Source organism: Rhodobacter maritimus (assembly GCF_058747975.1).
This window is the reverse complement of record NZ_CM179095.1, coordinates 745794-771687: the sequence shown is the minus strand read 5'-3', so window position 1 is coordinate 771687 and position 25894 is coordinate 745794. Positions and strand designations below refer to the sequence as shown.

At 64.9% G+C, this 25894-nt stretch carries 27 protein-coding genes and 1 tRNA gene; 15 read left to right on the top strand and 13 right to left on the bottom strand.

What is annotated here, in order from left to right; translation table 11 throughout:
• Positions 1-60: 60 nt before the first annotated feature.
• A complete protein-coding gene (locus tag AC4PTO_RS03875; protein ID WP_492732064.1) occupies positions 61-423 on the bottom strand; it encodes a helix-turn-helix domain-containing protein in 363 nt (120 codons plus the stop codon).
• 360 nt (positions 424-783) lie between these two features.
• On the opposite strand from AC4PTO_RS03875, the gene AC4PTO_RS03870 reads away from it, so the two are divergent.
• A complete protein-coding gene (locus AC4PTO_RS03870; protein ID WP_492732062.1) occupies positions 784-1746 on the top strand; it encodes an NADPH:quinone oxidoreductase family protein in 963 nt (320 codons plus the stop codon).
• A gap of 139 nt (positions 1747-1885) precedes the next feature.
• Positions 1886-2605, top strand: coding sequence for a Bax inhibitor-1/YccA family protein (locus AC4PTO_RS03865; RefSeq protein WP_492732060.1), 720 nt, complete (start codon positions 1886-1888; stop codon positions 2603-2605).
• A 67-nt stretch (positions 2606-2672) separates the two neighbouring features.
• Here the strand turns inward: AC4PTO_RS03865 and AC4PTO_RS03860 are convergent, their stop codons facing one another.
• The 4 genes from AC4PTO_RS03860 to AC4PTO_RS03845 form a co-directional block, all read right to left on the bottom strand.
• Positions 2673-3647, bottom strand: coding sequence for a type I glyceraldehyde-3-phosphate dehydrogenase (locus AC4PTO_RS03860; RefSeq protein WP_492732058.1), 975 nt, complete (start codon positions 3645-3647; stop codon positions 2673-2675).
• A gap of 130 nt (positions 3648-3777) precedes the next feature.
• Positions 3778-3854, bottom strand: a tRNA-Arg gene (locus tag AC4PTO_RS03855).
• Positions 3855-3898: 44 nt separating this feature from the next.
• The gene (locus tag AC4PTO_RS03850; RefSeq protein ID WP_492732056.1) at positions 3899-4357 is read right to left on the bottom strand and encodes a GNAT family N-acetyltransferase; all 459 of its coding nucleotides are present in this window, start codon (positions 4355-4357) and stop codon (positions 3899-3901) included.
• A gap of 44 nt (positions 4358-4401) precedes the next feature.
• Positions 4402-4713, bottom strand: a complete 312-nt coding sequence (locus AC4PTO_RS03845) for an ETC complex I subunit (RefSeq protein ID WP_492732053.1) — start codon at positions 4711-4713, stop codon at positions 4402-4404.
• A 328-nt stretch (positions 4714-5041) separates the two neighbouring features.
• Here AC4PTO_RS03845 and uvrB point away from each other — a divergent pair, with 328 nt between their 5' ends.
• Positions 5042-7219, top strand: a complete 2178-nt coding sequence (gene uvrB / locus AC4PTO_RS03840) for an excinuclease ABC subunit UvrB (protein ID WP_492732051.1) — start codon at positions 5042-5044, stop codon at positions 7217-7219.
• 11 nt (positions 7220-7230) lie between these two features.
• On the opposite strand, the gene AC4PTO_RS03835 is transcribed toward uvrB, so the two are convergent.
• The 3 genes from AC4PTO_RS03835 to AC4PTO_RS03825 all read right to left on the bottom strand — a co-directional run bounded on the left by AC4PTO_RS03835 (position 7231) and on the right by AC4PTO_RS03825 (position 8488).
• Positions 7231-7374 (bottom strand): entericidin A/B family lipoprotein, encoded by a 144-nt coding sequence (locus tag AC4PTO_RS03835; protein WP_492732050.1) that lies wholly within the window; start codon positions 7372-7374, stop codon positions 7231-7233.
• A 64-nt stretch (positions 7375-7438) separates the two neighbouring features.
• A complete protein-coding gene (gene parA, locus AC4PTO_RS03830; RefSeq protein ID WP_492732049.1) occupies positions 7439-8068 on the bottom strand; it encodes a ParA family partition ATPase in 630 nt (209 codons plus the stop codon).
• Between the two features lie 102 nt (positions 8069-8170).
• Complete coding sequence (locus AC4PTO_RS03825) at positions 8171-8488, bottom strand: antibiotic biosynthesis monooxygenase family protein (RefSeq protein ID WP_492732047.1); 318 nt, start codon at positions 8486-8488, stop codon at positions 8171-8173.
• Positions 8489-8582: 94 nt separating this feature from the next.
• Between AC4PTO_RS03825 and AC4PTO_RS03820 the strand changes: the two genes are divergently transcribed.
• A complete protein-coding gene (locus AC4PTO_RS03820) occupies positions 8583-8759 on the top strand; it encodes a hypothetical protein (RefSeq protein ID WP_492732045.1) in 177 nt (58 codons plus the stop codon).
• Here the strand turns inward: AC4PTO_RS03820 and AC4PTO_RS03815 are convergent.
• The 4 genes from AC4PTO_RS03815 to AC4PTO_RS03800 all read right to left on the bottom strand — a co-directional run bounded on the left by AC4PTO_RS03815 (position 8756) and on the right by AC4PTO_RS03800 (position 12559).
• Complete coding sequence (locus AC4PTO_RS03815) at positions 8756-10063, bottom strand: TRAP transporter large permease (protein ID WP_492732043.1); 1308 nt, start codon at positions 10061-10063, stop codon at positions 8756-8758. The genes AC4PTO_RS03820 and AC4PTO_RS03815 overlap by 4 nt on opposite strands.
• Entirely contained in the window at positions 10060-10611 is a 552-nt protein-coding gene (locus AC4PTO_RS03810; protein WP_492732041.1) for a TRAP transporter small permease, read from the bottom strand. Before AC4PTO_RS03810 ends, AC4PTO_RS03815 begins: the two co-directional genes overlap by 4 nt.
• The gene (locus tag AC4PTO_RS03805) at positions 10598-11623 is read right to left on the bottom strand and encodes a TRAP transporter substrate-binding protein (protein ID WP_492732039.1); all 1026 of its coding nucleotides are present in this window, start codon (positions 11621-11623) and stop codon (positions 10598-10600) included. The genes AC4PTO_RS03810 and AC4PTO_RS03805 overlap by 14 nt, the downstream gene beginning before the upstream one ends.
• Positions 11624-11704: 81 nt before the next feature.
• Positions 11705-12559 (bottom strand): fumarylacetoacetate hydrolase family protein, encoded by an 855-nt coding sequence (locus AC4PTO_RS03800; protein WP_492732038.1) that lies wholly within the window; start codon positions 12557-12559, stop codon positions 11705-11707.
• A gap of 376 nt (positions 12560-12935) precedes the next feature.
• On the opposite strand from AC4PTO_RS03800, the gene AC4PTO_RS03795 reads away from it, so the two are divergent.
• The 4 genes from AC4PTO_RS03795 (at position 12936) to AC4PTO_RS03780 (ending at position 16823) form a co-directional block, all read left to right on the top strand.
• On the top strand, positions 12936-14033 hold the full coding sequence (locus AC4PTO_RS03795) for an ABC transporter substrate-binding protein (RefSeq protein ID WP_492733524.1): 1098 nt from the start codon (positions 12936-12938) through the stop codon (positions 14031-14033).
• Between the two features lie 81 nt (positions 14034-14114).
• Positions 14115-14996 carry an ABC transporter permease gene (locus AC4PTO_RS03790; protein WP_492732036.1) on the top strand — a complete coding sequence of 294 codons (882 nt, stop codon included), beginning with the start codon at positions 14115-14117 and terminating at the stop codon, positions 14994-14996.
• Positions 14993-15775 (top strand): ABC transporter permease, encoded by a 783-nt coding sequence (locus tag AC4PTO_RS03785; RefSeq protein WP_492732034.1) that lies wholly within the window; start codon positions 14993-14995, stop codon positions 15773-15775. Before AC4PTO_RS03790 ends, AC4PTO_RS03785 begins: the two co-directional genes overlap by 4 nt.
• Before the next feature lies 1 nt (position 15776).
• Positions 15777-16823 carry an ABC transporter ATP-binding protein gene (locus AC4PTO_RS03780; RefSeq protein ID WP_492732032.1) on the top strand — a complete coding sequence of 349 codons (1047 nt, stop codon included), beginning with the start codon at positions 15777-15779 and terminating at the stop codon, positions 16821-16823.
• Between the two features lie 140 nt (positions 16824-16963).
• On the opposite strand, the gene AC4PTO_RS03775 is transcribed toward AC4PTO_RS03780, so the two are convergent.
• Positions 16964-17782 carry a MurR/RpiR family transcriptional regulator gene (locus AC4PTO_RS03775; RefSeq protein ID WP_492733522.1) on the bottom strand — a complete coding sequence of 273 codons (819 nt, stop codon included), beginning with the start codon at positions 17780-17782 and terminating at the stop codon, positions 16964-16966.
• 189 nt (positions 17783-17971) lie between these two features.
• Between AC4PTO_RS03775 and AC4PTO_RS03770 the strand changes: the two genes are divergently transcribed.
• The 7 genes from AC4PTO_RS03770 (at position 17972) to AC4PTO_RS03740 (ending at position 25712) form a co-directional block, all read left to right on the top strand.
• Positions 17972-18736: an N-formylglutamate amidohydrolase gene (locus AC4PTO_RS03770; protein WP_492732029.1), complete on the top strand. Its 765-nt coding sequence runs from the start codon at positions 17972-17974 to the stop codon at positions 18734-18736.
• Entirely contained in the window at positions 18736-19242 is a 507-nt protein-coding gene (locus AC4PTO_RS03765; protein ID WP_492732027.1) for a TRAP transporter small permease subunit, read from the top strand. The genes AC4PTO_RS03770 and AC4PTO_RS03765 overlap by 1 nt, the downstream gene beginning before the upstream one ends.
• Complete coding sequence (locus AC4PTO_RS03760; RefSeq protein WP_492732025.1) at positions 19242-20564, top strand: TRAP transporter large permease; 1323 nt, start codon at positions 19242-19244, stop codon at positions 20562-20564. The genes AC4PTO_RS03765 and AC4PTO_RS03760 overlap by 1 nt, the downstream gene beginning before the upstream one ends.
• A gap of 49 nt (positions 20565-20613) precedes the next feature.
• Positions 20614-21651: a TRAP transporter substrate-binding protein gene (locus AC4PTO_RS03755; protein WP_492732023.1), complete on the top strand. Its 1038-nt coding sequence runs from the start codon at positions 20614-20616 to the stop codon at positions 21649-21651.
• 117 nt (positions 21652-21768) lie between these two features.
• Positions 21769-23133, top strand: a complete 1365-nt coding sequence (locus AC4PTO_RS03750; RefSeq protein WP_492732022.1) for a glutamine synthetase family protein — start codon at positions 21769-21771, stop codon at positions 23131-23133.
• 42 nt (positions 23134-23175) lie between these two features.
• A complete protein-coding gene (locus AC4PTO_RS03745) occupies positions 23176-24564 on the top strand; it encodes an aldehyde dehydrogenase family protein (RefSeq protein WP_492732020.1) in 1389 nt (462 codons plus the stop codon).
• Complete coding sequence (locus tag AC4PTO_RS03740; protein ID WP_492732018.1) at positions 24561-25712, top strand: iron-containing alcohol dehydrogenase; 1152 nt, start codon at positions 24561-24563, stop codon at positions 25710-25712. Before AC4PTO_RS03745 ends, AC4PTO_RS03740 begins: the two co-directional genes overlap by 4 nt.
• Positions 25713-25894: the final 182 nt, after the last annotated feature.

The following is a 25894-nucleotide window of genomic DNA, read 5'->3' as shown; positions in this document are numbered from 1 at the left end:
TTGCAAGGAGAGCGGTATCCGCCCCCCGCGCAACGGTCAAGCCCGCGGTCAATCCGTCAGTCAAGCGGCGTCGGACAACACCTTTGCCAGTTCGAACAGGCGCCGGCGCTGCGCCTCGGGAATGGCATAGTAGGAACGAACCAGCGCAAGCGCTTCCTTGTCCGCCAGAATATCGCCGGCAACCTCGGATTTCGCAATGTCCTGCTGGGCCAGACCCTCGAAGAAGAACGAGATCTGAACCTCGAGCGCCTCGGAAATGTCCCAAAGCCGGGATGCCGAAACCCGGTTCATCCCGGTCTCGTATTTCTGAATCTGCTGGAATTTGATCCCGACTTTGTCGGCCAACTGCTGCTGGGTCATTCCAATCATCCAACGGCGGTGGCGGATACGCTTGCCGACATGGACATCAACAGGATGTTTCATTCGTTACTCCCAAGACACGTTGTCGGGGTGAAGCTAGCACGCGAAACGCGCGGAAGCTGCGCGAAAAGGGGGTAACCTGTCTAAAAATACAGGACGGGAAGCCATCAAACCCCGCAAAACACAGCTTTTTTCGTCGGACACCTGCCTAAAAGCAGTCCTTGGGGCATGTTTTCGAAAGAATCGCCCTAAGCGTGTTTTGTAAAATGCAATGCACTCTGCAATTGCCCAAAGGTAAGAGCGCGGCCGTCTCCGCACCGTGCACCTACCCGGTGCGAAACCCACTCTGGCGTCAATACGGTACGGAAGCTAGAACTTTCGCAACGCGGCCCCCCCCGCTGCCCACAAAACAAGGTGAACCGAATGCGCGCATTTCACATCGCATCGCCCGGCGCGGCCCCCTGCCTGACCGAGATCGAGCTACCCCCGCCCGCCCCGCACGAACTGCGCGTGAAGATCGCGGCCTGCGGGCTCAACTTCGCGGATCTGCTGATGATCGAGGGCAAATATCAGGACACCCCGCGCGCGCCCTTCACATTGGGGCTGGAACTGGCCGGCACGGTCGAGGCGGTGGGCGCGAAGGTCACGCAATTCGCCCCCGGTGCGCGGGTCGCGGTGTATTCCGGGCAGGGGGGCCTGGCCGAGGTCGGCAATTTCGACGCCGCGCGCGCAACCCCCCTGCCCGATGCCATGAGCTTTGCCGATGCCGCCGCCTTCCAAATCGCCTATGGCACCTCGCATGTCGCACTGGAGCATCGCGCGCGCCTGCGGCCCAAAGAGACGCTGGTGGTTCTGGGCGCGGCGGGCGGCGTGGGGCTGACCGCGGTCGAGATCGGCAAGCGGATGGGCGCGCAGGTCATCGCCTGCGCCCGCGGCGCGGACAAGCTGCGCATCGCGCGCGCGGCCGGCGCGGACGAAACGGTGGACAGCGACACGGAGGATCTGCGTGGCGCGCTGCGCGCGCTTGGCGGCGCGGATGTCGTCTACGATGCGGTCGGGGGGGCCGCAGGCACGGCCGCCGCGCGCGCCCTGCGGCCCGGCGGACGGTTCCTGGTGATCGGCTTCGCCTCGGGCAGCACGCCCGAGATTCCGCTCAACCATCTTCTGGTGAAGAACCTGGAGGTGCATGGCCTTTACTGGGGCGGTTACCTCACGCTTGACCCCTCTGTGCTGACCGGCTCGATGCACCGGCTTTTCGACTGGTATGTGCAAGGCGGCCTGCGTCCGCATATCGGCGCGACGCTTCCACTGGACGATGCCGAGAAGGCGCTGGAACTGCTGCGAAGCCGGCGCGTGACGGGGAAAGTGGTCGTCACCATCGGCTGAAGACGAAAAACCCCGCCACGCCCGCGGAAAAGTCATCGCAACCGCAGGTAACAGCGCTTGAAATTCACGCCCGGTCATCCAATATCTTGCGGTAACGTGGCGCACGCCGCCGCGAGGGAGATCAAGACTGGAGAGTTCGATGGCTGACTATAACACTATGCGCACCGCTCAGGCCGGTTCGCGCGCTGCGCAGATCGACGAGGGCCTGCGCGCGCATATGAATAAAGTCTATGGGTTGATGTCCATCGGCATGCTGGTCACGGGCGCCGTGGCCTACTTCGTGGGCAACAACGAACAGCTTCTGACCGCAATTTGGGGTTCGGGCCTGAAATGGGTGGTGATGTTCGCCCCCCTCGCGGTCGTTTTCGCCTTCGGCGCGATGCTGCACCGCATGTCCGCCGCCACCGCGCAGCTGGTCTTCTTCGGCTATGCCGCGCTCATGGGCCTGTCGATCAGCTTCATCTTCGCGGCCTATACCGGCGTCTCGATCGCGCAAACCTTCCTTGTGACCGCCATCGCCTTCGCGGGGCTGTCGCTTTACGGCTACACCACCAAGCGCGACCTTTCGGCGATGGGCGCGTTCCTGATGATGGGCCTGATCGGGCTGATCGTCGCCTCGATCGTGAACATCTTCCTGGCCTCGTCGGCGATGGCCTTTGCAATCTCGGTGATCGGCGTGCTGATCTTTGCGGGCCTGACCGCCTATGACACGCAGAACATCAAGAACACCTACCTGCAACTGGCCCAGACGGATCAGGACTTCCTTGGCAAGGCCGCCATCCTCGGCGCGCTTCAGCTCTATCTGGACTTCCTGAACATGTTCATGTTCCTGCTGCAATTCCTTGGCAACCGCGAATAACGCGGCCGCTCCGGAACGCTTGTGAACCCCGCCCCTTCCCGGGCGGGGTTTTTCTTTGCCCGAAGCCTCAGCCCATGCGGCAGGCGATATCGAGCATGCGGTTCGAAAAGCCCCATTCATTGTCATACCAGCCAAAGACGCGCAGCATGCCGCCCCGCGTCAGCCGGGTTTCCGGACAGGCCATGACGATGCTTTCGGGACGCGCGCGCAGATCGGTCGAGACCAGGGGCATGTCGGTCCTGCCGATCACGCCGCCCGCCATGCGGAAGGCGGCATTGACCTCGGCCACGTCGGGCAGGTGCTTGGTCATCACCGCAAGATCGACGGCCGAGACGCTGGCCGTCGGCACCCGCACGGCCGAGCCCTCGATCCGCCCCGCGATCTGCGGCAAGACCTGATCCAGCAGACGCTGCGCGCTGGTCGTGGTGGGCACCATCGACAGCGCCGCGGCACGCGAGCGCGCATATTCCGCGGCCGGCGCATCCACCGTGGGCTGGCTGCCGGTATAGCAATGGATCGTGGTCATCGAGCCGGTGACGATGCCCCAACGCTCGTGGATCAGGCGCGCAAGCGGCGCAAGCGCATTCGTCGTGCAGGACGCGTTCGAGACGATCCGCTGCGCGCCAAGCCCCGCCTCGTTCGCCCCAAGGACGACGGTGAACTCGGCCGCTGCGGACGGGCCCGAGATCAGCACCCGCCCCGCCCCGGCATCCAGGCCCCGCCGCGCGACCGCCATCCCGTTGGCACGCCCGGTGCATTCCATGACCAGATCGACGCCCGAAAGGTCCAGATCCGAAAGATCGCCGCTGCGGGTCAGGGGAACGCGCCGTCCGTTCACCACCAGCGCCCCGCCCTCAAGCGCGACCTGACCGGGAAAGGGGCCGAAGACACTGTCATACTGGAACAGATAGGCACACATCTCGGGCGCGGCCACATCGTTGACGCCCGCGACCTCAAGCCCCGGCCAGCATTCAGGCCGCAACGCCCATGCCCGCAGAACCGAACGTCCGATCCGGCCGAACCCGTTGATGAAGACCCGCATTCCCGCCTCCTGGCACCTGCGCACCCGCCCGTTCTAAAGCCAGACAGCCGCGTTGCGAAAGGGGGAGGATTGATACCGATACAATGGGCGGATCGTCGAAAGGGGGGATGCGACACGCCGCGCGGGGAACTGGCGACCCCGGAAGGAATCGAACCCTCAACCTGCCGATTAGAAGTCGGCTGCTCTATCCAGTTGAGCTACGGGGCCAGTAGCCGTTGTTTTGCGGCACACCCGGCGCGTGCGCAAGGGCTTCAAAGGACAAGCGTCATAAAAACGCTGTTGGGATCGGGGCCATAGCCCTCGAACGGGCCACATTCCTCGAACCCTGCCCGCAGATACAAAGCGCGCGCGGCGGTAAACGACGGCTGCGCCCCCGTTTCCAGACTGATGCGCGCATAGCCTGCTGCGCGCGCCTCGGTCAGAAGATGCTCCACCATCGTCCAGGCCAGACCGCGCCCGCGCGCCTCAAGCAGGATATGCATGGACTTGATCTCGGCATGGCCATCGTCAATACGCTTGATCGCCCCCATACCAAGAGGCTGGCCATCCTCGCGCATCACGAAGAACGCGATACCGGGTGCCGCAAGCGCATCGGCGGGCAGCATGTGGATCGATTCGGGCGGAGTGTCGGCATGCATCGCCTCGGTATGACGCCGATGCAGCAGCGACAGATCTTCCTGAACCGGATGCTCACGCGCGATGACGATCATGCTGGCCCTGCCTGGCGCGCCGCGGGCGCGATCCCGAACCGATTTCAATGCGTCCAGACGTTGCGTCTGTCAGAGGCGAAATTGTCGCCATAGCCGCGTGGGCGCACATTGGGCGCGCGCTTGTGCGGCTCGGTCACGGTGTAGTCCAGGCCCATTTCGCGTGCATAGGCCTCGGCGGCCTCGCGGCTGTCGAATTTCAGCCGCACCTGCGCCTGCGTGTCGCCCGAGCTGGTCCAGCCCATCAGCGGGTCGATCTCGCGCGCGTCGGCGGGCATGTAGTCCAGATACCACAGCCTGGTCTTTGCCTGCCCCGATTGCATCGCGTTACGGGCCGGTTGGTAGATACGCGCGCGCATGGCTCACCTCTTCCATATGGGTCGCCTTTTATTAGAAGATCGTCACAAAAGCGCAAGCCCTTCAAAGGAAACAGCCCTGCAAACAGCAGCCGGGCTGCCGGCCGGCATGGGGAGCGTGGGGTGGGGTGGTGCGCCCGCCGGCAGCCGCTATGCTGCTTGCCGGAACAAGTTAGGAACAACCCTGGGCAGTCGCAATCCGGAAAACCCTCAGCGCCATGATATAAAACATAAAACTCTCAGCATATCTTAACCTTTCGTTCACATCCGCCCCGAGCCCCTTGAAAGAGAACGAAAACGGATCAAATCTAGGGCTCTGCGGAGAGGACCGATGCCCCACAACAATGCCAATGCCCCGACGCCGCGCCCCGAAGTCCTGACGCGGCCCAAGCTTGAGGGCGGGCGCCGCTTCGTGATGAGGACCGACTTCGCCCCCGCGGGCGACCAGCCCACCGCGATTGCCGAACTGACCGAGGGCGTCATGACCGGCGAGCGCAACCAGGTCCTGCTGGGCGCGACCGGCACGGGCAAGACCTTCACCATGGCCAAGGTCATCGAGGAAACGCAGCGCCCCGCGATCATCCTGGCCCCGAACAAGACGCTTGCCGCGCAATTATACGGCGAATTCAAGGGCTTCTTCCCCGACAACGCGGTGGAATATTTCGTAAGCTATTACGACTATTACCAGCCCGAGGCCTATGTGCCGCGCTCGGACACCTATATCGAGAAGGAATCCCAGATCAACGAACAGATCGACCGCATGCGCCACTCGGCCACGCGGGCGCTTCTGGAACGCGATGACGTGATCATCGTGGCCTCGGTGTCGTGCATCTACGGCATCGGCAGCGTCGAGACCTATTCGGCGATGACGCAGGATCTGACGGTGGGGGGACTTTACGAACAGCGCAAGTTCCTGTCAGAGCTGGTGGCGCAGCAATACAAGCGGCTGGACGCCGCCTTCCAGCGCGGCGCCTTCCGGGTCAAGGGCGATACGGTGGACCTGTGGCCCGCGCACCTCGAAGACCGCGCGTGGCGCTTTTCCTTCTTCGGCGAAGAGCTGGAGGCGATTACCGAATTCGATCCCCTGACGGGCCAGAAGACCGACAGTTTCGAGCAGATCCGCATCTATGCCAACAGCCACTACGTCACCCCCCGCCCGACGCTGCAACAGGCGACCAAGGGCATCCGGGTGGAGCTGGCGCAACGGCTCAGGCAACTGAATGACGAAGGCAAGCTTCTGGAAGCGCAGCGGCTGGAACAGCGCACCAATTTCGACCTCGAGATGCTGGAGGCCACCGGCGTGTGCAACGGGATCGAGAATTATTCGCGCTACCTGACCGGCCGCGCCCCCGGCGAGCCGCCGCCCACGCTGTTCGAATTCATCCCCGACACTGCCATCGTCTTCGCCGACGAATCCCACGTCACCGTGCCGCAGATCGGCGGCATGTATCGCGGCGACTACCGGCGCAAGTTCACGCTGGCCGAGCACGGCTTCCGGCTGCCCTCCTGCATGGACAACCGACCCTTGAAATTCGAGGAATGGGATGCGATGCGCCCGCAATCCGTCTTTGTCTCGGCCACCCCCGCCGCCTGGGAGATGGAGCAGACCGGCGGCGTCTTCGCCGAACAGGTGATCCGCCCCACCGGCCTTCTTGACCCCGAGGTCGAGATCCGCCCCGTCGAGACCCAGGTGGACGATCTTCTGGACGAGATCCGCAAGGTCGCGGCAAACGGCCTGAGGGTTCTGGTCACCACGCTGACCAAGCGCATGGCCGAGGATCTGACCGAATACCTGCACGAACAGGGCATCCGCGTGCGATACATGCACAGCGACATCGACACGATCGAACGGATCGAGATCCTGCGCGACCTGCGGCTTGGCGCCTTCGACGTACTGGTGGGCATCAACCTGCTGCGCGAGGGGCTGGATATTCCCGAATGCGGGCTGGTGGCCATTCTGGACGCGGATAAAGAGGGGTTCCTGCGCTCGGAAACCTCGCTGATCCAGACCATCGGCCGCGCCGCGCGCAATGCCGATGGCCGCGTCATCATGTATGCCGACCGCATCACCGGCAGCATGGAGCGCGCCCTTGGCGAAACCAACCGGCGGCGCGAGAAGCAGGTCGCCTACAACACGGCGCATGGCATCACGCCTCAGACGATCCGCAAGAATGTCGAGGATGTGCTGGCCGGCCTGTGGCAGGGCGACACGGACATGTCGCGCGTGACCGCCAAGGTCGGGAAAATGCATGGCGCCAATCTCGAGGCGCATCTGGACGGGTTGCGCGCCGCGATGCGCAAGGCGGCCGAAAACCTCGAATTCGAAGAGGCCGCACGGCTGCGCGACGAGGTCAAGCGCCTCGAAGCCGTGGACCTGGCGATTTCCGACGATCCGCTGGCACGCCAAGCGGCGGTCGAAGAGGCCGCGGAGGCCGCCGTGAAGGCCAAGGGGCGGTCGACCGCCGGGCGTCCGGGGCAGCGCGGCGGCGTGAAGCGCCGGCGCCACTGACCGGGCGCGGCTTACATCTCGGCTTGCGTTTCCGCGGCCTCGTCGCTGATCGCCTCGCCTGCGGCTTCAAGGTCGCGCCCGGCGCCTTGCATGGTTTCGCAGGCGGCAAGGGCAAAAAGCGCAAGCACGGGAACAAGGAAGGTCAGGCGGTTCATGGTCGGGTCTCCTGTTTCGGTTCTGCGGGGCCAACGTCCGCGGATGCCGTCAGGTTCCCTGCCCTCATGCCATGGCGATGATTTCGTCCACGAGGCTCTGGATTTCGGCCGCCGCAGGGCCACGCCGCGCGGCCTCTTGAACGCCGAGGCCAAGCCCGAGCGTCTCGGCATAGGCCACGCGATGGGCCAGCTGCGATTCGGCCAGTTGCGCCTCAAGCTCGGACGCGGCGCGTTTCACTTCGTCGCCAAGGCGCGTCCGGGGCTTGGTGCGGTTAAGCACGACAACCGGCCGCTTGCCAAGCCGCCGGGCCATGTCCAGCACCCCCTCGGTCGCCCACAGGTCGACATGCGAGGCCGCCACCGGCACCAGGATCACATCCGCCTCGCGCAGCGCGGGGCGCAGGTCGCTGTCGACCTTGGGCGGTGTGTCTATGATCACGAAATCATGCAGCTTTTTCAGCTTGTCGCATTCGTAGGTCACGCCCCATGCGGATGAGGTCGAGAATTCGAACCCCGCCGCGCCGCGCGCTTCAAGCCGGGTCATGAACCAGCGCCCGAGCGAGCCCTGCGGATCGGTATCGAGAAGCGCGACCGAATAGCCCGCGCGCGACAGCGCCACCGCAAGATTGGCCGCGATGGTGGTCTTGCCCGCACCGCCCTTCTGCTGTGCAACCGATATGATCTTTCCCGCCATGCCATCCTCGTCCCGCAGCGAATGCCGCAACGCAGCATTGCACGGATGCATGGGAATTGCACGCCCCTTCGCGCAAACGCCCCATGCCTGGAGCGCTTTGCCTCAGAATTCGCCCATCACCTCATACATCACCGGCTCGAACCCGCGGCAGAGCGTGGCGATATGGCGGTTGCGCTCGCGCATCTCGGGGGTGCGCAACATGGCCTGATAATCCGAGCGGTTCTCCCATTTGGAGTAGTTGGCGATGCGGGTCTGCGCGTCGTTCATGTGCAGGCCTGCCCCCAGAAAGCCCGGCTGATGGCGGATGCAGTTCTCATAGGCATCCTGCAACGCCTCCATCAGCTCGGTCGCGGTGGCAGGTGTCATCTCGAAGGTGCAAATGACGGTTTGACCTTTGAAATCCTTGTTGATTTCTGGCATGGTTCGGTTCTCCTCTCGTCACCATCGTGGCACAAGTCGAAGCAAAAGGCACGCATCCTTGCGGGGGGTGGGGGCGTGTTCCGGGGGGATGGGGATGAAGCTTCTCGATCGTGACGATCCGTTCTTTGCGCAACGGTGGCGCCGCTGGCTTGTCGTGGCCGCCCCCGGCCTTTGGGCGGGGGTCGAGCTTTATACGGGCAATCCCGGCTGGGCGGCCCTTTTTGGCGCCGCCAGCCTTTATGCCGCGTGGGAGCTGCTGCTGCGCCGCTAAAGCAGAAACAGCACGATCCCCGGAAAGGCGACCAGCAGCGCCACCCGCAGGATATCCGAGGCCACGAACCACAGAACCGCGCGCCAGGTCGCCCCGATCGGCGTTTCGCGGTCGACCCCGTTGATCACGAACAGGTTCATGCCCACCGGCGGCGTTATCAGCCCGACCTCGACCACGATCAGGACCAGAACCCCGAACCAGATCGCCGTATCCTCGGGCGACATGCCGAAATCCAGCGCCGAGATCACGGGGAAGAAGACCGGAACGGTCAGAAGGATCATCGACAGGCTGTCCATGAAACAGCCCAGAACAAGATAGAAGGCCAGCACCAGCGCCAGCACGACAATGGGGCCAAGCCCCGAGGCCGCGATCATCCCCGACAGGTCCTGCGGTACCCGCGCATAGGCCAGGAAGGCGTTGTAGAAGGCCGCGCCAAGCAGGATGAAGAAGATCATGCCCGTGGTCTCGGCCGTGGCAAGGATCGCGGCGCGGAACCCCTTGCCGCGCATCCCGCCGGCCCAGGCCATCAGCCCCGTGGCCGCGGCCCCCACCGCCGCCCCCTCGGTCGGCGAGAAGATCCCCCCGTAGATCCCGCCCACGACCAGCGCGAACACCACGATCACCTGCCACACCCCGCGGATCGCGCGCCAGCGTTCGCCCCAGCCCGGCCTTGGGCGCAGGCCCGCCGCGCCGGGATGGGCGCGCACATAAAGCGCGATGGCCAGCATGTAGCCCCCCGCCGCCAGAAGCCCCGGCACCAGCGCCGCAAGGAACAGCCGGGCGATGTTCTGCTCGGTCAGGATGGCGTAGATCACCAGCACCACCGAGGGCGGGATCAGGATGCCAAGCGTGCCGCCCGCCGCCAGCGTCGCGGTAGACAGCCCCCCCTCATAGCCTGCGCGGCGCATCTCGGGCAGGGCCACGCGGCCCATCGTGGCGGCCGTGGCCAGCGACGAACCGCAGATCGCCCCGAACCCCGCACAGGCCCCCACTGCCGCCATCGCAAGCCCCCCCTTGCGGTGCCCGATCAGCGCATCGGCGGCGCGGAACAGCGCCGCGCTCATCCCGCCCTGCGTTGCGAAATGCCCCATCAGCAGGAACAGCGGCACCACCGACAGCGAGTGGTTGGCGAAGGTCGAGAAGGCCTCGTTCTTCAGCTTCGCCAGAAGCATGACCGGCGATCCGCTGACCAGCCACAGCCCGACCGCGCCGCACACAAACATCGCAAGCCCGATCGGCGCGCGCGCAAGGATCAGCCCAAGCAGGACCGGAAAGGACAGATACCCGATCTCGAGCGCGCTCATTCCGCCCTGCCCCGCAGCGCGCCCCAGGCCGCGCAGGCCGCCGCAACCCAGGCCGAGGGCAGGCAGGCCGCATAGGCCCACCACAAGGGAATCCCCAGAAGGAAGGTGGTATCCCCCGCCCGCAGCTTGCCCAGAAGGCCGCTGCCCATCCGCCATGCAACCAGCGCAAGGACCAGCGCAAGCAGCGCAAGCCAGATCCGGTCCAGCGCACGGCGCGCCCGTAGGGGCAACCGCGCCGTGGCGATATCGACGACGGCATGGGCGCCGCGCCTCCCCGCCCAGGGCAGGAAGGCAAAGACCGCAACGGCCAGCCCGATCTCGATCAGCTCATACCCGGCCTTGAGCGGCCCCACCCCGCTGCCGATCACCCTTTGCGACAGGGCGGGCGCAAGCCCGGCAAGCCAGTCCGCGCGGGCGATGTTCAGCACCGCATTGCCCGCCGCGCTGATGCAGACCAGCCCCACCAGCAGCACGAGAACCGCGCCGCCGGCCAGGGCCAGCCCAAGCGCCAGACCGTCCAGCGCCCGGCCGATCTCAGGGGGTTTCATTCTTCTCGATCGCTGCGCGCGCGGCATCGTAAAGCGCCTGGCCGTCGATGCCCTGCGCCTCCATCTCGGCGATCCAGGCCTGGGTCACGGGCGCGGCGGCGGCTTCCCAGCGGGCGGCCTCTTCGGGCGACAGCACGACAATGGCGTTGCCCAGATCCTCGGCCGTCTTGCGCGAGGGCACATCCTCGCCCTGTTGCAGCCGCCCCGCCTCGGCCGAGAAGCCGGCCCCCGATGCCGCGTCGATCACCGCCTGAAGGTCGGGCGAAAGCGCCGCATAGGCGTCCTTGTTCATCGCAAGGATGAAGGTTGCGACATAGATCCCGCGCTCGGGAAACTCGGTGTGGTTCTTCACCAGCTCACCAACCCGCAACGAGGCCGACACCTCCCACGGCAAGAGCGCCCCGTCGATCACCCCCTTGGAAAGCTGTTCGGGAACCGCCGGAACCGGCATGCCCACCGCCGTGGCGCCCAGGGCCTCCAGAAGCCGCGTCGTCACGCGCGAAGGCGCCCGCAGCTTCAGCCCGACCATATCCTCAAGCTTTTCGACCGGCCGCGCGGAATGGATCACGCCGCGGCCATGCACCCATGTGCCCAGCAGGTGAAGATCCCGAAAATCGGTGTCCATCATCTCGGCCTCGGCCAGTTCCCAATAGGCGCGCGAGGCGGCCTCGGCATCGCGCACCATGAAGGGAAGCTCGAACACCTCGGTGCGCGGGAAGCGGCCGGGCGTGTATCCGGGCAGGGTCCAGATGATGTCGACCACGCCATCCACCGCCTGATCCACCAGATCCGACGGCTTTCCGCCCAGTTGCATAGAGGGGTAATGCTCGATCCTGATCCGGCCGCCCGATTCCGCCTCGATGCGCGCGATCCACGGCGTCAGGATCTGCGCGGGAACGAAGCTTTGTTCGGGCAGGAACTGGTGCAGGCGCAGCGTCACCTCCTGCGCAGAGACGGGCAGCGCCAGCGTCAGGCCAAGGGCCGCGGCGGCAAGGCGGGAAAGGATCGTCATTGCATACTCCGAGTCGGGCAAGGTGGTGCACTATCCCGATCCACCACGGACCTGTCCAGCCATTCGCGCAAGCGCGGCGGATCAGCCCTGCACAACCGTCTGTGTCTGGCTTCCCAGGCCCGCGATTCCAAGACGGATGACCTGCCCCTCACGAAGGAATACAGGCGGTTTCATGCCCATTCCCACGCCTGGCGGCGTGCCCGTGGCGATCACGTCGCCGGGCCGCAGGGACATGAAGCGGCTGAGATAGGACACGATCTCGTCGACCGGGAAGACCATGGTCGCGGTGTTGCCGTTCTGGCGCATCTCGTCATCGACCGAAAGCCACAGCGCCAGGGCCTGCGGATTGGGCACTTCGTCCTTCGTCACCAGCCAGGGGCCGATCGGGCCGAAGCTGTCGCAGCCCTTGCCCTTGTCCCATGTGCCGCCGCGCTCGGCCTGGAATTCGCGCTCGGACACGTCGTTGACGACGCAATACCCCGCGACATGATCGAGCGCCGCCTCGCGCGAGATATACTTGCCACCGCGGCCGATCACGACGCCCAGCTCCACCTCCCAGTCGGTCTTGACCGAGCCGCGCGGCAGCTCCACATCATCATCGGGCCCCGAAATCGCCGAGACCCACTTGTTGAAGACCACCGGCTCGGCCGGGACCGGCATGCCAGTCTCGGCGGCGTGGTCGGCATAGTTCAGCCCGATTCCGATGAACTTGCCGACGCCGCCCACGCAGGGCCCCAGCCGCAGATCCCGCTGCGGCACCCCTTCCACAAGAGGCAGGCTTTCGGGCGCGATATGGGAAAGCCGCTCCAGCATGCCGGGATCAAGCACCGCCCCGGCGATGTCGGGCACCCGCGCCGACAGATCCCGCACATGGCCGTCGGCATCCAGAAGGCCGGGTTTCTCTTGCCCCTTGGGGCCATAGCGCAGCAGTTTCACGGGCACCTCCTGTTTTGCCTATCGCTACCCTGCCCGCGCGCCGATGGGAAGCGTTTTGCCCGATGCGCGGCCCCCGGAAAAGGGCGGCGGGCGCCGGATCGGGCGCGCCGCCGCGGCGCCCGTCCGGGGTGCGAAAACTCACCCTAGAACATTGATATAGAAGCAAAAAATGTTAAATCCGCACCTCCGGAACGGCCGAGAGAACCCAAGTTTGCGTAACGTCCGCGTAACAGTTTTGTTGCAAGTCGTTCGATTCGCGGCAAATCTCTCGGGGCCAAGGGCGCCGCGTCGCAAGACTGTCACAGAACGCGCCTAATGCCGTCATGTGCCCATTCCGGGCCCTGACATCCGTAACGGGGAGACTGTCCGAATGATGATGAAACCGATGACCTGGCTTGCCGGCGCCGCCGCGCTTTTTGCCACGACCGCGCTGGTGCAGGCGCAGGATCTGGCCGAACTCGAAGCCGCCGCCAAGGCCGAAGGCATGCTAACCACCATCGCGCTGCCGCATAGCTGGTGCAACTACGGCGGCGTTATCGAAGGCTTCAAGGCGAAATATCCCGAAATCTCGGTCAATGAGCTGAACCCCGATGCGGGCTCGGCCGATGAGCTTGAGGCGATCCGCGCCAATATCGGCAATACCGGCCCGCAGGCGCCCGATGTCATCGACGTGGGCCTGTCCTTCGGCCCGCAAGCCAAGGACGAGGGGCTGCTGCAACCCTACAAGGTCGCCACCTGGGACGAGATCCCTGACAGCATCAAGGATGCCGACGGCTTCTGGTATGGCGACTATTACGGCGTGCTGTCCTTCATGGTGAACAAGGATCTGGTCGAGAACACGCCCACCGACTGGGCCGACCTTCTCAAGCCCGAATATGCCGGTCAGGTGGCGCTTGCGGGCGATCCGCGCGCCTCGAACCAGGCCATCCTGGGGGTTCTGGCCGCCGGTATGGCCGCAGGTGGCGCTGCCGGGCAGGAATCGGGCGAGAAGGGCCTTGCCTATTTCGCCGAGATGAACAAGGCGGGCAACTTCGTCCCGGTCATCGGCAAGGCGGGCACGCTGGCGCAGGGCGCCACGCCGATCGTTCTGGCATGGGACTATAACGCCCTGACCTGGCGCGACGATCTGGCCGGCAACCCGCCGGTTGACGTGGTCGTGCCCAAGTCGGGCGTTCTGGCGGGCGTCTATGTGCAGGGCATCTCGGCCCATGCGCCGCATCCGAACGCGGCCAAGCTGTGGATGGAATACCTCTATTCGGACGAGGGCCAGAACCTCTGGCTGAAGGGCTATTGCCACCCTGCCCGCTTCAACGCGATGGCCGCCGCCGGCAAGATCCCGCAGGATCTGATGGACGCCCTGCCCCCGGCCGAGAACTACGAGGCCGCCTACTTCCCGACGCTGGACGAACAGGACGCCAACAAGAGCGCCGTCACCGGCGGCTGGGATGCCGTCGTGGGCGCCAACGTCCAGTAACGCGAACGTCCAGAACCGCCCGTCCCGGCAACACCGGGGCGGGCCCATAACGATAAACACCGACAGGACGGACAAGACCCCATGACAGCCCCGACCGAAGCCCGGCCGCGCGCAGGGCGGCGCCTGCCGCTGACGTGGCTTGGCATCCTGCCCTTCGCACTTTTCGTCGGGCTTTTCCTGTTCGCCCCCACCCTGAAGATCGTCATCGGCGCCTTCCAGAGCCAGGACGGCAGCTTCACCCTCGACAACATCTTCGGGCTGTTCACACCCTCGATCCTGTCCTCCTACTGGATCTCGATCAAGATTTCCTTCGCCTCGGCGCTTCTGGGCTGCCTCGTGGGGTTCCTGATGGCGGCGGCGGTGGTCCTGGGCGGATTGCCGGGCTGGATCCGCAGCCCGCTTCTGACATTCTCGGGCGTGGCCTCGAACTTTGCGGGCGTGCCGCTGGCCTTCGCCTTTCTGGCGACGCTCGGCCCGCTTGGCCTGATCACGGTCTGGCTGCGCACGGAATTCGGCATCAACCTGCGGGCGCTCGGCTTCAACATCCTGAGCTTCTGGGGCCTGACGATCACCTACCTGTTCTTCCAGATCCCGCTGATGATCCTGATCATCACCCCCGCGCTTGACGGCCTGAAACGCGAATGGCGCGAGGCCGCAAGCGTCCTTGGTGCGACCGGGGTGCAATACTGGCGCATGGTGGCGCTGCCGATCCTGTTCCCCTCGATCCTTGGCACGTTCGCGCTGCTTTTCGCCAATGCCTTCGGGGCGGTGGCCACCGCGATCGCGCTGACGGGATCGTCGCTCAATATCGTGCCGATCATGCTGTTCGCGCAGATACGGGGCGACGTGCTGGGCAATCCCAACCTCGGCTATGCCATGGCCTTCGGCATGATCCTTGTGACGGGCATCGCCAACGTCATCTATATCGTGCTCAGGATGCGCTCGGAGAGGTGGCTGAAATGAAACGCTTCCTTGCCGCCCTGATTCTCCTGCTCGGGATCACCTATTTCGTGCTGCCGCTGATCGGCATGGCGGAATTCTCGCTCTCGATGCGCCGCGGGGTCTATTCGCTGGACGCCTATCGCAAGGTCATCGCCGATCCGCAATTCCGCCAGACCTTCGGCTATTCGGTCGTCATGGCGCTTCTGACCATCGTCTTCGGCGTGCTTCTGGTGGTGCCCACGGCCTTCTGGGTGCGGCTGCGCATGCCGCATCTGCGCCCCTATGTCGAGTTCATCACCCTGCTGCCGCTGGTGATCCCCGCCATCGTGGTCGTGTTCGGCTATATCCGGCTTTACAACACCTCAAGCTGGCTGCCGCTGACGGGTTCGACCTTCGGCACCAACCTTCTGCTGATGCTGGGCTACGCCACGCTGTCGCTGCCCTACATGTATCGCGCCGTCGATACCGGGCTGCGCACGATCGACGTGGCCACCCTGACCGAGGCCGCGCAATCGCTTGGCGCGGGCTGGATCACCATCCTTGCGCGCGTCATCATGCCCAACGTGCTGGTCGCGGTCCTCTCGGGCGCTTTCGTCACCTTCGCCATCGTGATGGGTGAGTTCACCATGGCGGCCCTGCTGAACCGCCCCGCCTTCGGGCCCTATCTGCAACTGATGGGCGCGAACAAGGCCTACGAGCCCTTCGCGCTTGCCGTCATCGCCTTCATCATCACCTGGGCCTGCATGGGTCTGATCCAACTGGTCACCCGGTTCTCCAAACATACCAAGGCGGCACGCTGACATGTCCTTCCTGACGATCGAACATCTGGAAAAGTCCTTCGGCCCGAACAAGGTGGTCAAAGATTTCAATCTCAACGTCGAAAAAGGGGAGTTCGTGTCGCTTCTGGGCCCCTCCGGCTGCGGCAAGACGACGGTGCTGCGGATGGTGGCCGGGTTCGAGCAGCCAAGCTCGGGCCGCATCGGCATCGACGGGCAGGACGTGGTGCGGCTGCGCCCCAACCAGCGCAGCATCGGCATGGTGTTTCAGGCCTACGCGCTGTTTCCCAACCTGACCGTGGCGCAGAATGTGGGCTTCGGGTTGAAGGTGAAGGGCACCCCCCGCAACGTGATCGACGCACGCGTGGCCGAGATGCTGTCCCTGATCGGCCTTGCCGATCTGGGCAGCCGCTATCCGTTTCAGCTGTCGGGCGGCCAGCAACAGCGCGTGGCCCTTGCCCGCGCGCTTGCCCCCAGCCCGCAGGTCCTGCTGCTGGACGAACCTCTCTCGGCCCTCGACGCCAAGATCCGCCTGAGCCTGCGCAACGAGATCCGCGCGATCCAGCGCAAGCTCGGCATCACCACGATCTTCGTCACCCACGACCAGGAAGAGGCGCTTTCGATGTCCGACCGCGTCGTGGTGATGCATCAGGGTATCGCCGATCAGGTCGGCACCCCGTTCGACATCTACAACAAACCCGCCACCCGCTTCGTCGCAGGCTTCGTGGGCACGCTGAACACGCTTGAGGCCGACGTTCTCGACCCGAAGACCGGCCATGTCCGCCTGCCCGGCGGCGAGGCGCGGCTCGGCCGCCCCCTGCCCGCGGGACGCATCACCCTTGCCGCCCGCCCCGAGATGATCACCCTCGGCGCCGCGGGGCGGGATACATCCCTTGCAGGCACCATCACCGAGGTCGACTTCCTCGGGTCCGTCATCCGCATCCGGGCCGATCTGGGCGGTCAAAGCCTGGCTTTCGACACGTTCAACATCTCGCATGTCAGCCCGCCGAAGGTCGGAGAAAAGGTCACGCTCGGCCTGAACGCCGCCGATCTTCTGGTCATCGGGGACTGACCCCCGGCCCAGGGCGCATCTGGCAGCGTGTGGAAGCCTCCGGCGGGGATATTTGGACTCTGAAGAAACATGCGCATCTTCAGAGCAGAAGTATCCTCGGGGGTGAACGGGCCGCAGGCCCGGAGGGGGCGGACAGCCCCCTATTTCGTGCGGCGGAAAAAGCGCGCGCGCGCATAAAGTTCTTCCAGGCGTTTCATCCTTTGCGCGGTCTCTTCCCAGGTCAGGCTTTGCACCGCGGCCATGAGGGTTTCGATCAGCACCTGGATCGCCACGGTCGAATCCCAGGCCGAGGGCACCTCGATCTGGGCCGAGAAGCGGTAGCGCGCATGGGCCGCGGCGGGACTGACCCAGGGATCGGTGATCAGGATGACCTCGGCGCCCTGTTCCGAGGCCATCTCGACCAGTTGCAGCACGTTGTTTTCGTAGCGGCGGATGTCGAAGGCCAGCAGCACGTCGCCCGGGCGCATCTCGATCATCGCCGGGGGCCAAGCGTTCGACATTTCCGAAATCAGGCTGACATCGGGGCGGATGACCTTCATATGGGTCACGAAATAATCCGCCATCGCGTGGGTGATCCGTCCGCCCGTCGCAAAGACCCGGCGCGCGGGATCGGCCATCAGCTGCGCCGCGGCGTCGAATTCGGCATGGTCGATCTGTGAAAGCGTGGCCTGGAGATTGCCCAACACCGCATCGGCAAAGCGGTTGAGGATATGGGTATCGGGCACGCCTCCTGCCCATCGGTCGTGCTTGGCCAGCGGAGAGATCAGCCGTTCTTCCACCTCTGCGCGGATGCCCGACTGGAAATCGGGATAGCCCTTGAAGCCCAATTTCTGGACCAGCCGCACCACCGTGGGCGAGGAAACGTCGGCCGCCCGCGCAAGCGCCGTCACCGAGCCAAGCGCCGCCACCGGATAGTGGCGCAGCAGATGTGTCGCCAGTTGCCGTTCCGCGCGGGTCATCCCCTCGATGGCGCCGCGCAGGCGTTCTTCGATCGTGCTGATGGTATTTGCCAAGGTGTCATCCTGCCTGCGCTGAGCGAGTCGCCAAGAACATTTTGTAACAGAAAAACGATTCTTGAAATGATCTTGACAGAATCCGGGTGCCGTTGGACGCTGAAGCCAATCAGAACAAAGAATCGACAGGGAAGCATGACGGATCGGACGATCCAGCAAAGTGCCGTGACGGTGGAGCGCCCCGCAGGACGGGGGCCGTTCCTGATCGTGTGCGAGCATGCCGCGAATGCCTTTCCCCCGCCCTGGGGGACGCTTGGCCTTGATGCGGCGCAGCAGCGGGCGCATATCGCCTGGGATCCCGGCGCGCTCGGGCTGGCGCGGGCGCTGTCGCAAAAGCTTGATGCGACGCTGGTCGCGGCGGGGCTGTCGCGGCTGATCTACGATCTCAATCGCCCGCCCCATGCCCCCGGTGCCATGGCCGCGCGCAGCGAGATCCACGACATCCCAGGAAACCGCGCCCTTTCGCCCGCCGAACGCGCCGCCCGGACCGAGGCGATCTACCTGCCCTTTCATGCCCGCTTGCGCGCCGAGATCGCGCTGCGCCTGGCACGCGGGCAGCACCCCGTTCTGGTGACCGTTCACAGCTTTACCCCGGTGTTTCACGGCGCGCCGCGCGCGGTCGAGCTGGGCGTGATCCACGATGCCGATGCCGGTCTGGCCCGCGCCGTCTTGCACGAGGCCGTCGCACGCACGACCCTCGACGTGCGCCTGAACGAGCCCTATTCCGCCGCCGATGGCGTGACCCACACGCTTGCGCTTCAGGCCACGCCCATGGGGCTGGCCAATGTCATGCTGGAGCTGCGCAATGACCTGATCGCCACGCCCGAGGCACAGGACGCGATGGCCGACACCCTTGCCGCGGTGCTGAATGGCGCCCTGAGCCGGATGGAGGCCGCGTGATGCCGAAGTGGCTGAGAACCTATGTCCGCGCGGTCGAGGCGGTGAATTACCGAATCGGGCGCGTAGCGATGTATCTTCTGTTCGTCATCATGGGGATCATGCTGTGGTCCTCGATCACGAAGATCGGGCGTGTGCCGGCGCTCTGGACGCTTGAGATGGCGCAGTTCACGCTGGTGGCCTATTACATGCTGGGCGCGCCCTATTCGCTTCAGCTCGGCTCGAACGTGCGGATGGATCTGCTTTATTCGCGGCTGAACACGCGCGGCCAGGCGATCTGGGATGTCTTCACCGTCTTCTGCCTGATGTTCTACATCGGGGTGATGCTGTGGGGCGCTTTCGACTCCACCGTCTATGCCTTCCAAACCGGAGAGCGGAACCCCACCGCATGGCGCCCGCCGCTCTGGCCGATCAAGGTGATCATCACCTTCAGCTTCCTGCTCATGCTGTTGCAGGCCACCGTTCATCTGATCCGCGACATTGCGGTTATCCGCGGGGAAGAGATCTGATGGAGCACGAAATCATCGCCATCCTGATGTTCTCGACGATGCTTCTGATGATGATCACGGGGCAGCGGGTGTTCGGCGCGATCGGCTTTGTCGCGGTCGTGGCGGCCATCGCGCTTTGGGGGCCGGGCGGGTCGGACATGGGGTTTGCCGCCGTCATGAAGCTGATGAAATGGACCCCGCTTCTGACCCTGCCGATGTTCATCTTCATGGGCTATGTCATGAGCGAGAGCCGCCTGGCCGAGGATCTCTATCGCATGTTCCATGTCTGGTTCGGGCCGATGCCGGGCGGGCTTGCGATCGGGACGATCATGCTCATGGTGCTGATCTCGGTGATGAACGGGCTTTCGGTTGCGGGCATGGCCATCGGCGCGACGATCGCCCTGCCCGAGCTGGTGCGGCGCGGCTATGACAAGCTGATGATCTCGGGCGTGATCCAGGCGGGATCTAGCCTCGGGATCCTGATCCCGCCCTCGGTGGTGATGGTGCTGTTTTCGCTGATCGCGCGCCAGCCGGTATCGAACCTGTGGCTGGCGGGGCTTGTGCCGGGCATGGTGATGGCCACGCTTTTCGTAGCCTATATCTGGATCCGCTGCCGCCTGAACCCCGACCTTGCCCCGCCGATGCCCCCCGAGGAGCGCGCCGGGATAAGCTGGCCGGAAAAGCTGCGACTGCTGCGCGCGGGATTGCTGCCGCTTTTCATCTTTGCCGCGATGATGATCCCCTTCCTCAACGGCTGGGCCAGCCTGACCGAGGCCTCGGTGATCGGCGCGGTCTCGGCGGTTCTGGCGGCCGCCGTCAAGCGCCGCTTCACCCGCAAGGTCTTCGAGACCGCGACGCGCAACACCCTGGCGATCACGGTGATGTTCATGCTGATCATCACCGCCGCGCTGTCCTTCGGGGCGGTCTTCGACGGGCTGGGCGCGGGCCGCGCGATCGAGAACTTCTTTCTCAAGGATCTTGGCCTTGGCCCCTGGCAGGTGCTGATCCTGATGCAGTTGAGCTTCCTTGTGATGGGGATGTTCCTCGACGATACCGCGATGCTGGTCATCGTAGCGCCGGTCTATGTGGGGCTGGCCAAGGCGCTTGGCTTCGACCTGATCTGGTATGGCGTGCTTTACACGATCACTTGCCAGATCGCCTACCTCACGCCACCCTTCGGCTACAACCTGTTCCTGATGCGCGCGATGGCGCCCGACGATTTCACGCTGCCGGTCATCTACCGCTCTGTCTTTCCCTTCGTCGGGGTGATGGTGCTGACGCTGATCCTGGTGATGATGTTCCCGCAGATCGCGCTGTGGCTGCCGCAAGCGGTGCTTGGATGACAATCATAACCCCGAATGGGGACCGGACCACCAACAAGGAGAGATACCGATGACCACCACCAGACGGAAGTTCATGACATCGGGCGCGCTTGCGGCCGGGGCCGCGACGCTGGCCGCACCGGCGCGCGCGCAGGAAACGATCAAATGGCGCATGCAGACCTATGCCGGCCCCGCCCTGGCCGAGCATGTCGCCAAACCCGCGATCGACGCGTTCAACACCATCGCCAACGGCCAGATGGAGATCGAGCTGTTTTATGCCGACCAGCTTGTGCCCACATCCGAGCTGTTCCGCGCCATGCAGTCGGGCACGATCGACGCGGTGCAGTCGGACGACGACTCGATGGCCTCGCCGACCGAGGTGACGGTGTTCGGCGGCTATTTCCCGATGGCGCTGCGCTATTCGCTCGACGTGCCGGCGCTGTTTCACGAATGGGGCCTGAACGAGATCTGGGACGAGGAATACGCCAAGGTCGGGGTGAAGCACATCTCGGCCGGTTCGTGGGATCCGTGCCACTTCGCCATGAAAGAGCCCGTCAACACCTTGGCCGACCTTCAGGGCAAGCGCGTCTTCACCTTCCCCACCGCCGGGCGCTTCCTTGCGCAGTTCGGCGTGGTTCCCGTGACCGTCCCGTGGGAGGATGTCGAGGTTGCGATGCAGACGGGCGAGCTTGACGGCATCGCCTGGTCGGGCATCACCGAGGATTACACCGTCGGCTGGTCGAAAGTGGCCCCCTACTTCCTGACCAACAACATCTCGGGCGCGTGGATCGGCCATTTCTTCGCCAATATGGAACGCTGGAACGCGGTGCCGCAGCATCTTCAGGAACTGCTCAAGGTCTGCTTCGAGCAGTCGCACTATTATCGCCAGCACTGGTATTGGGCGGGCGAGGCGAAGCTGCGCGTCGAAGGCGCGGACATGCAGCTGACCACGATCCCCGATGCCGAATGGGCGCAGGTCGAAGAGGCCGCCAAGGTCTTCTGGGACGAGATCGCGGCGGAATCCGAGGTCAAGGCCAAGGTCGTCGACATCATCAAGCGCTATAACGAAACGATGGTGAAGGCCGGCCGGCCCTATCGCTATACCTGAGGCCACACGGCCGGGGGCGCGCGGACCGGATGCCGCGCGCCCCCGGCGCCGGAATGACGCCCCCTCCCCCGCATCCCGGCAGTTGCGGGGGCATCCCCTTGCAAAGGACAGCACGAAATGCCCGCGAACCTGACCTTCGATCAGCTCAAGTCCAGCGTCAAAGCCGGCGAGATCGACACCGTGATCGCCTGTATCGTCGACATGCAGGGCCGCATGCAGGGCAAGCGCTTCCATGCCCGCCACTTCATCGACAGCGCCTGGGAAGAGACGCATTGCTGCAACTATCTTCTGGCCACCGACATGGAGATGAACACCGTCGAGGGCTATCGCGCCACCTCGTGGGCGGCGGGCTATGGCGATTATGTCATGAAGCCCGACCTGGCCACGCTGCGCCGCCTGCCCTGGCTTGAGGGCACGGCGATGGTGATGTGCGACGTGCTCGACCACCACAGCCACGAACTGGTGCCGCACGCCCCGCGCTCGGTGCTCAAGCGGCAGGTGGAACGCGCCCGCGCGATGGGGTTCGAGCCGATGATGGCGACCGAGCTGGAATTCTACCTGTTCGAGGAAAGCTTCCCCGAATTGTTCGATAATGGCTATCCGGACCCCACGCCCATCGCCCGATACAACGTGGATTATTCGCTTTTCGGCACTGCGCGGGATGAACCGATCATGCGCGCGATCCGCAATGACCTGTGGGATGCGGGAATTCCGATCGAATGCTCCAAGGGCGAGGCCGATGCCGGGCAGGAAGAGGTGAACGCCAAATATTCCGACGCCCTCGATACCGCCGACATGCATTGCATCATCAAGCAGGGCGTGAAGGAAATCGCGCAGCAGCACGGCGCATCCGTCACCTTCATGGCGAAATACGACCACCGCCGCGCCGGATCGTCGAGCCATGTGCACCAGTCGCTCTGGCGCGAGGGCCGCAACGTGTTCCACGACGCGGCCGAACCCCATGGCATGTCGTCGGTGATGCGTCACTTCCTTGCCGGGCAGCTTGCGCATGCCTCTGAAATCACGGCCTTTCTTGCGCCCTATGTGAACAGCTACAAGCGTTTCTGCGTGGGCATGTTCGCCCCCACCAAGGCGGTCTGGAGCCTTGACAACCGCACCGCCGGTTTCCGCGTCTGCGGCGAGGATACCAAGGCCGTGCGTGTCGAATGCCGGATCGGCGGCGCGGATCTGAACCCCTACATGGCTTGCGCGGCGCTTCTGGCCGCGGGCCTTGCCGGGATCGAGAAGGGGCTGGAGCTGGGCGCCCCGGTCAAGGGCGACATCTATCACGCCGAAGGCGCCGCGGCGATCCCCGCCACCCTTGGCGAGGCCGCAGAGGCCATGCGCCGCAGCGAGATGCTCTTGCACGCCTTCGGCGAGGATGTCATCGCGCATTATCACCATGCCGCAAGCTGGGAAATTTCGGAAACCAACCGCGTCGTCACCAACTGGGACCGCGCGCGTGGCTTTGAACGCGCCTGAGGGCGTCTCTTGTGGGCCCGGACGGCCCGAAGGAAGGATCAGATGAGCAAGATCATCCAATGCATCTCGCCCGTGGACGGGCGCGTCTATGCCGAGCGCCAGTCGCTCAGCGCGGTCGATGCCGAGGCTGCGGCGGCGCGCGCCCGCGCGGCACAGCACGAATGGGCGGCCCGCCCGCTTGAGGAACGCATCGCGCTGGTCAAGGCGGGCGTCCGGAAGCTGAACGACATGAAGGATCTTCTGGTTGAAGAACTCGCCTGGCAGATGGGCCGCCCCACGCGCTATGGCGGCGAGTTCGGCGGTGTGAACGACCGCACCGACTACATGTCCTCGATCGCGGCCGAGGCGCTTGCCCCGCTTGTGGCCGAAACCTCGGACCGGTTCGAGCGGCGCATCATGCGCGAGCCGGTCGGCGTGGTCTTCATCGTGGCGCCCTGGAACTACCCCTACCTGACCACGATCAACACGCTGGCGCCCGCACTGATCGCGGGCAACACGGTGATGCTGAAACATGCCAGCCAGACCCTTATGGTGGGCGAGCGGCTGGCCGAGGCGTTCCATGCCGCGGGTGTGCCCGAGGACGTGTTCCAGAATGTCGTGCTCAGCCATGACGTGACCGAGCATCTGATCCGCAACCGTGCCTTCAACTTCATCAACTTCACCGGCTCGGTCGCCGGGGGCGCCGCGATGGAGCGCGCGGCGGCAGGCACCTTCACCGGGCTGGGGCTGGAACTGGGCGGCAAGGACCCGGCCTATGTCATGGACGATGCCGACCTGGATGCCGCGGTCGACAGTCTGATGGACGGCGCGATGTATAACGCGGGCCAGTGCTGCTGCGGGATCGAGCGGATCTATGTCCATCACAGCCTTTACGACGCCTTCGTCGAAAAGGCCGTGACCTGGGTGAAGACCCTCAGGCTCGGCAACCCGTTCGAGGCCGACACCACGCTTGGCCCGATGGCCAATGTCCGCTTTGCCCAGACCGTGCGCGACCAGATCGCCGAGGCGGTGGCCGAAGGCGCCCGCGCGCTGATCGACCCGGCGCTGTTTCCCGCCGATGACGGCGGCGCCTATCTGGCGCCCCAGATCCTTGTGGATGTGAACCACGAGATGCGCGTGATGCGCGAGGAAAGCTTTGGCCCCGTGGTCGGGATCATGCCGGTCTCGGGCGATGACGAGGCTGTGGCAGTGATGAATGACAGCCCCTACGGCCTGACCTGCTCGCTCTGGACCGCAGATGCCGAACGCGCGGCGCGCATCGGCGCACAGGTCGAGACGGGCACCGTCTTCATGAACCGTTGCGATTACCTTGACCCCGCGCTGTGCTGGACAGGGTGCAAGGATACCGGGCGGGGCGGTTCGCTGTCGGTTCTGGGCTTTTATGCGGTCACTCGACCGAAATCCTACCATCTCAAGAAGGTGACGAAATGAAACTGAAGGGAAACTGGTCCTATCCCACGCTGGTGAAATTCGGCGCGGGCCGGATTTCTGAACTGCCCGAGCATTGCCTTGCCGCGGGGGTGAAAAAGCCGCTTCTGGTGACCGACAAGGCGCTTGCCGCGCTTCCGATCACCGCCGCGGCGCTTGACAGCCTTGACGCGGCGGGGCTGGGGCGTGCGGTCTTCTCGCAGGTCGACCCGAACCCGAACGAGGGCAACATGGCCGAAGGCCTTGCGGTCTATCGCGCGGGCGGCCATGACGGGGTGATCTGCTTCGGCGGCGGCTCGGCGCTGGATCTGGGCAAGATGATCGCGCTGATGGCCGGTCAGGCGCCGGAGCTGAGCGTGTGGGACCTGGAAGATGTCGGCGACTGGTGGACGCGGGCCGATGCCGCGAAGATCGCCCCGATCATCGCCGTGCCGACCACGGCGGGAACCGGTTCCGAGGTCGGCCGGGCGGGCGTTCTGACCAACAGCGTCACGCACAAGAAGAAGATCATCTTCCATCCCCGACTGATGCCCGCGGTCACGATCTGCGACCCGGAACTGACGGTGGGCATGCCCGCCTTCATCACCGCCGGCACCGGGATGGATGCGCTTGCCCACTGCCTTGAGGCCTATAGCAGCCCCTATTATCACCCGATGAGCCAGGGCATCGCGCTTGAGGGCATGCGGCTGGTATTCGAGAACCTTCCCAGGGCCTATGCCAACCCCTCCGACCTGGAGGCGCGGGCCCACATGATGTCGGCCGCGGCCATGGGCGCGGTGGCCTTCCAGAAGGGGCTTGGGGCGATCCACTCCCTGTCGCACCCGATCGGCGCGGTCTACAACACCCATCACGGCACGACGAACGCGGTGGTGATGCCGATGGTGCTGGACTTCAACCGCGCCGAGATCGAGGATCGGATCGCCGCGGCGGCCGGGTATCTTGGCATCGCCGGCGGGTTCGACGGTTTCCGTGCGCGGATCATGTCCTTGCGGGCCGAGCTGTCGATCCCCGAAACCCTGAGCGCGATGGGGGTCGAGACCGAACGGCTGGACGAATTGACCGATATGGCGCTGGAAGATCCCTCCTGCGCGGGTAACCCTGTCAGGATGACGCAGGAGAATACCCGCGCGCTGTATCAGGCCTGCATGTAGCGGCCCTGCCCCGCCGGTCGGATCCGGCACGCGGCGGAAGCCTCCGGCGGGGATATTTATGCGAAGATGAAAGGGGCGCGGATTGGGCGGCTCTGATGCAGAATGGCAAACCCTTGCCGGGAAATCGCCCGGTGAGGGCATTGACACTCGCACCTGACGCCAAAGCGGGTATAAAGGGAAAA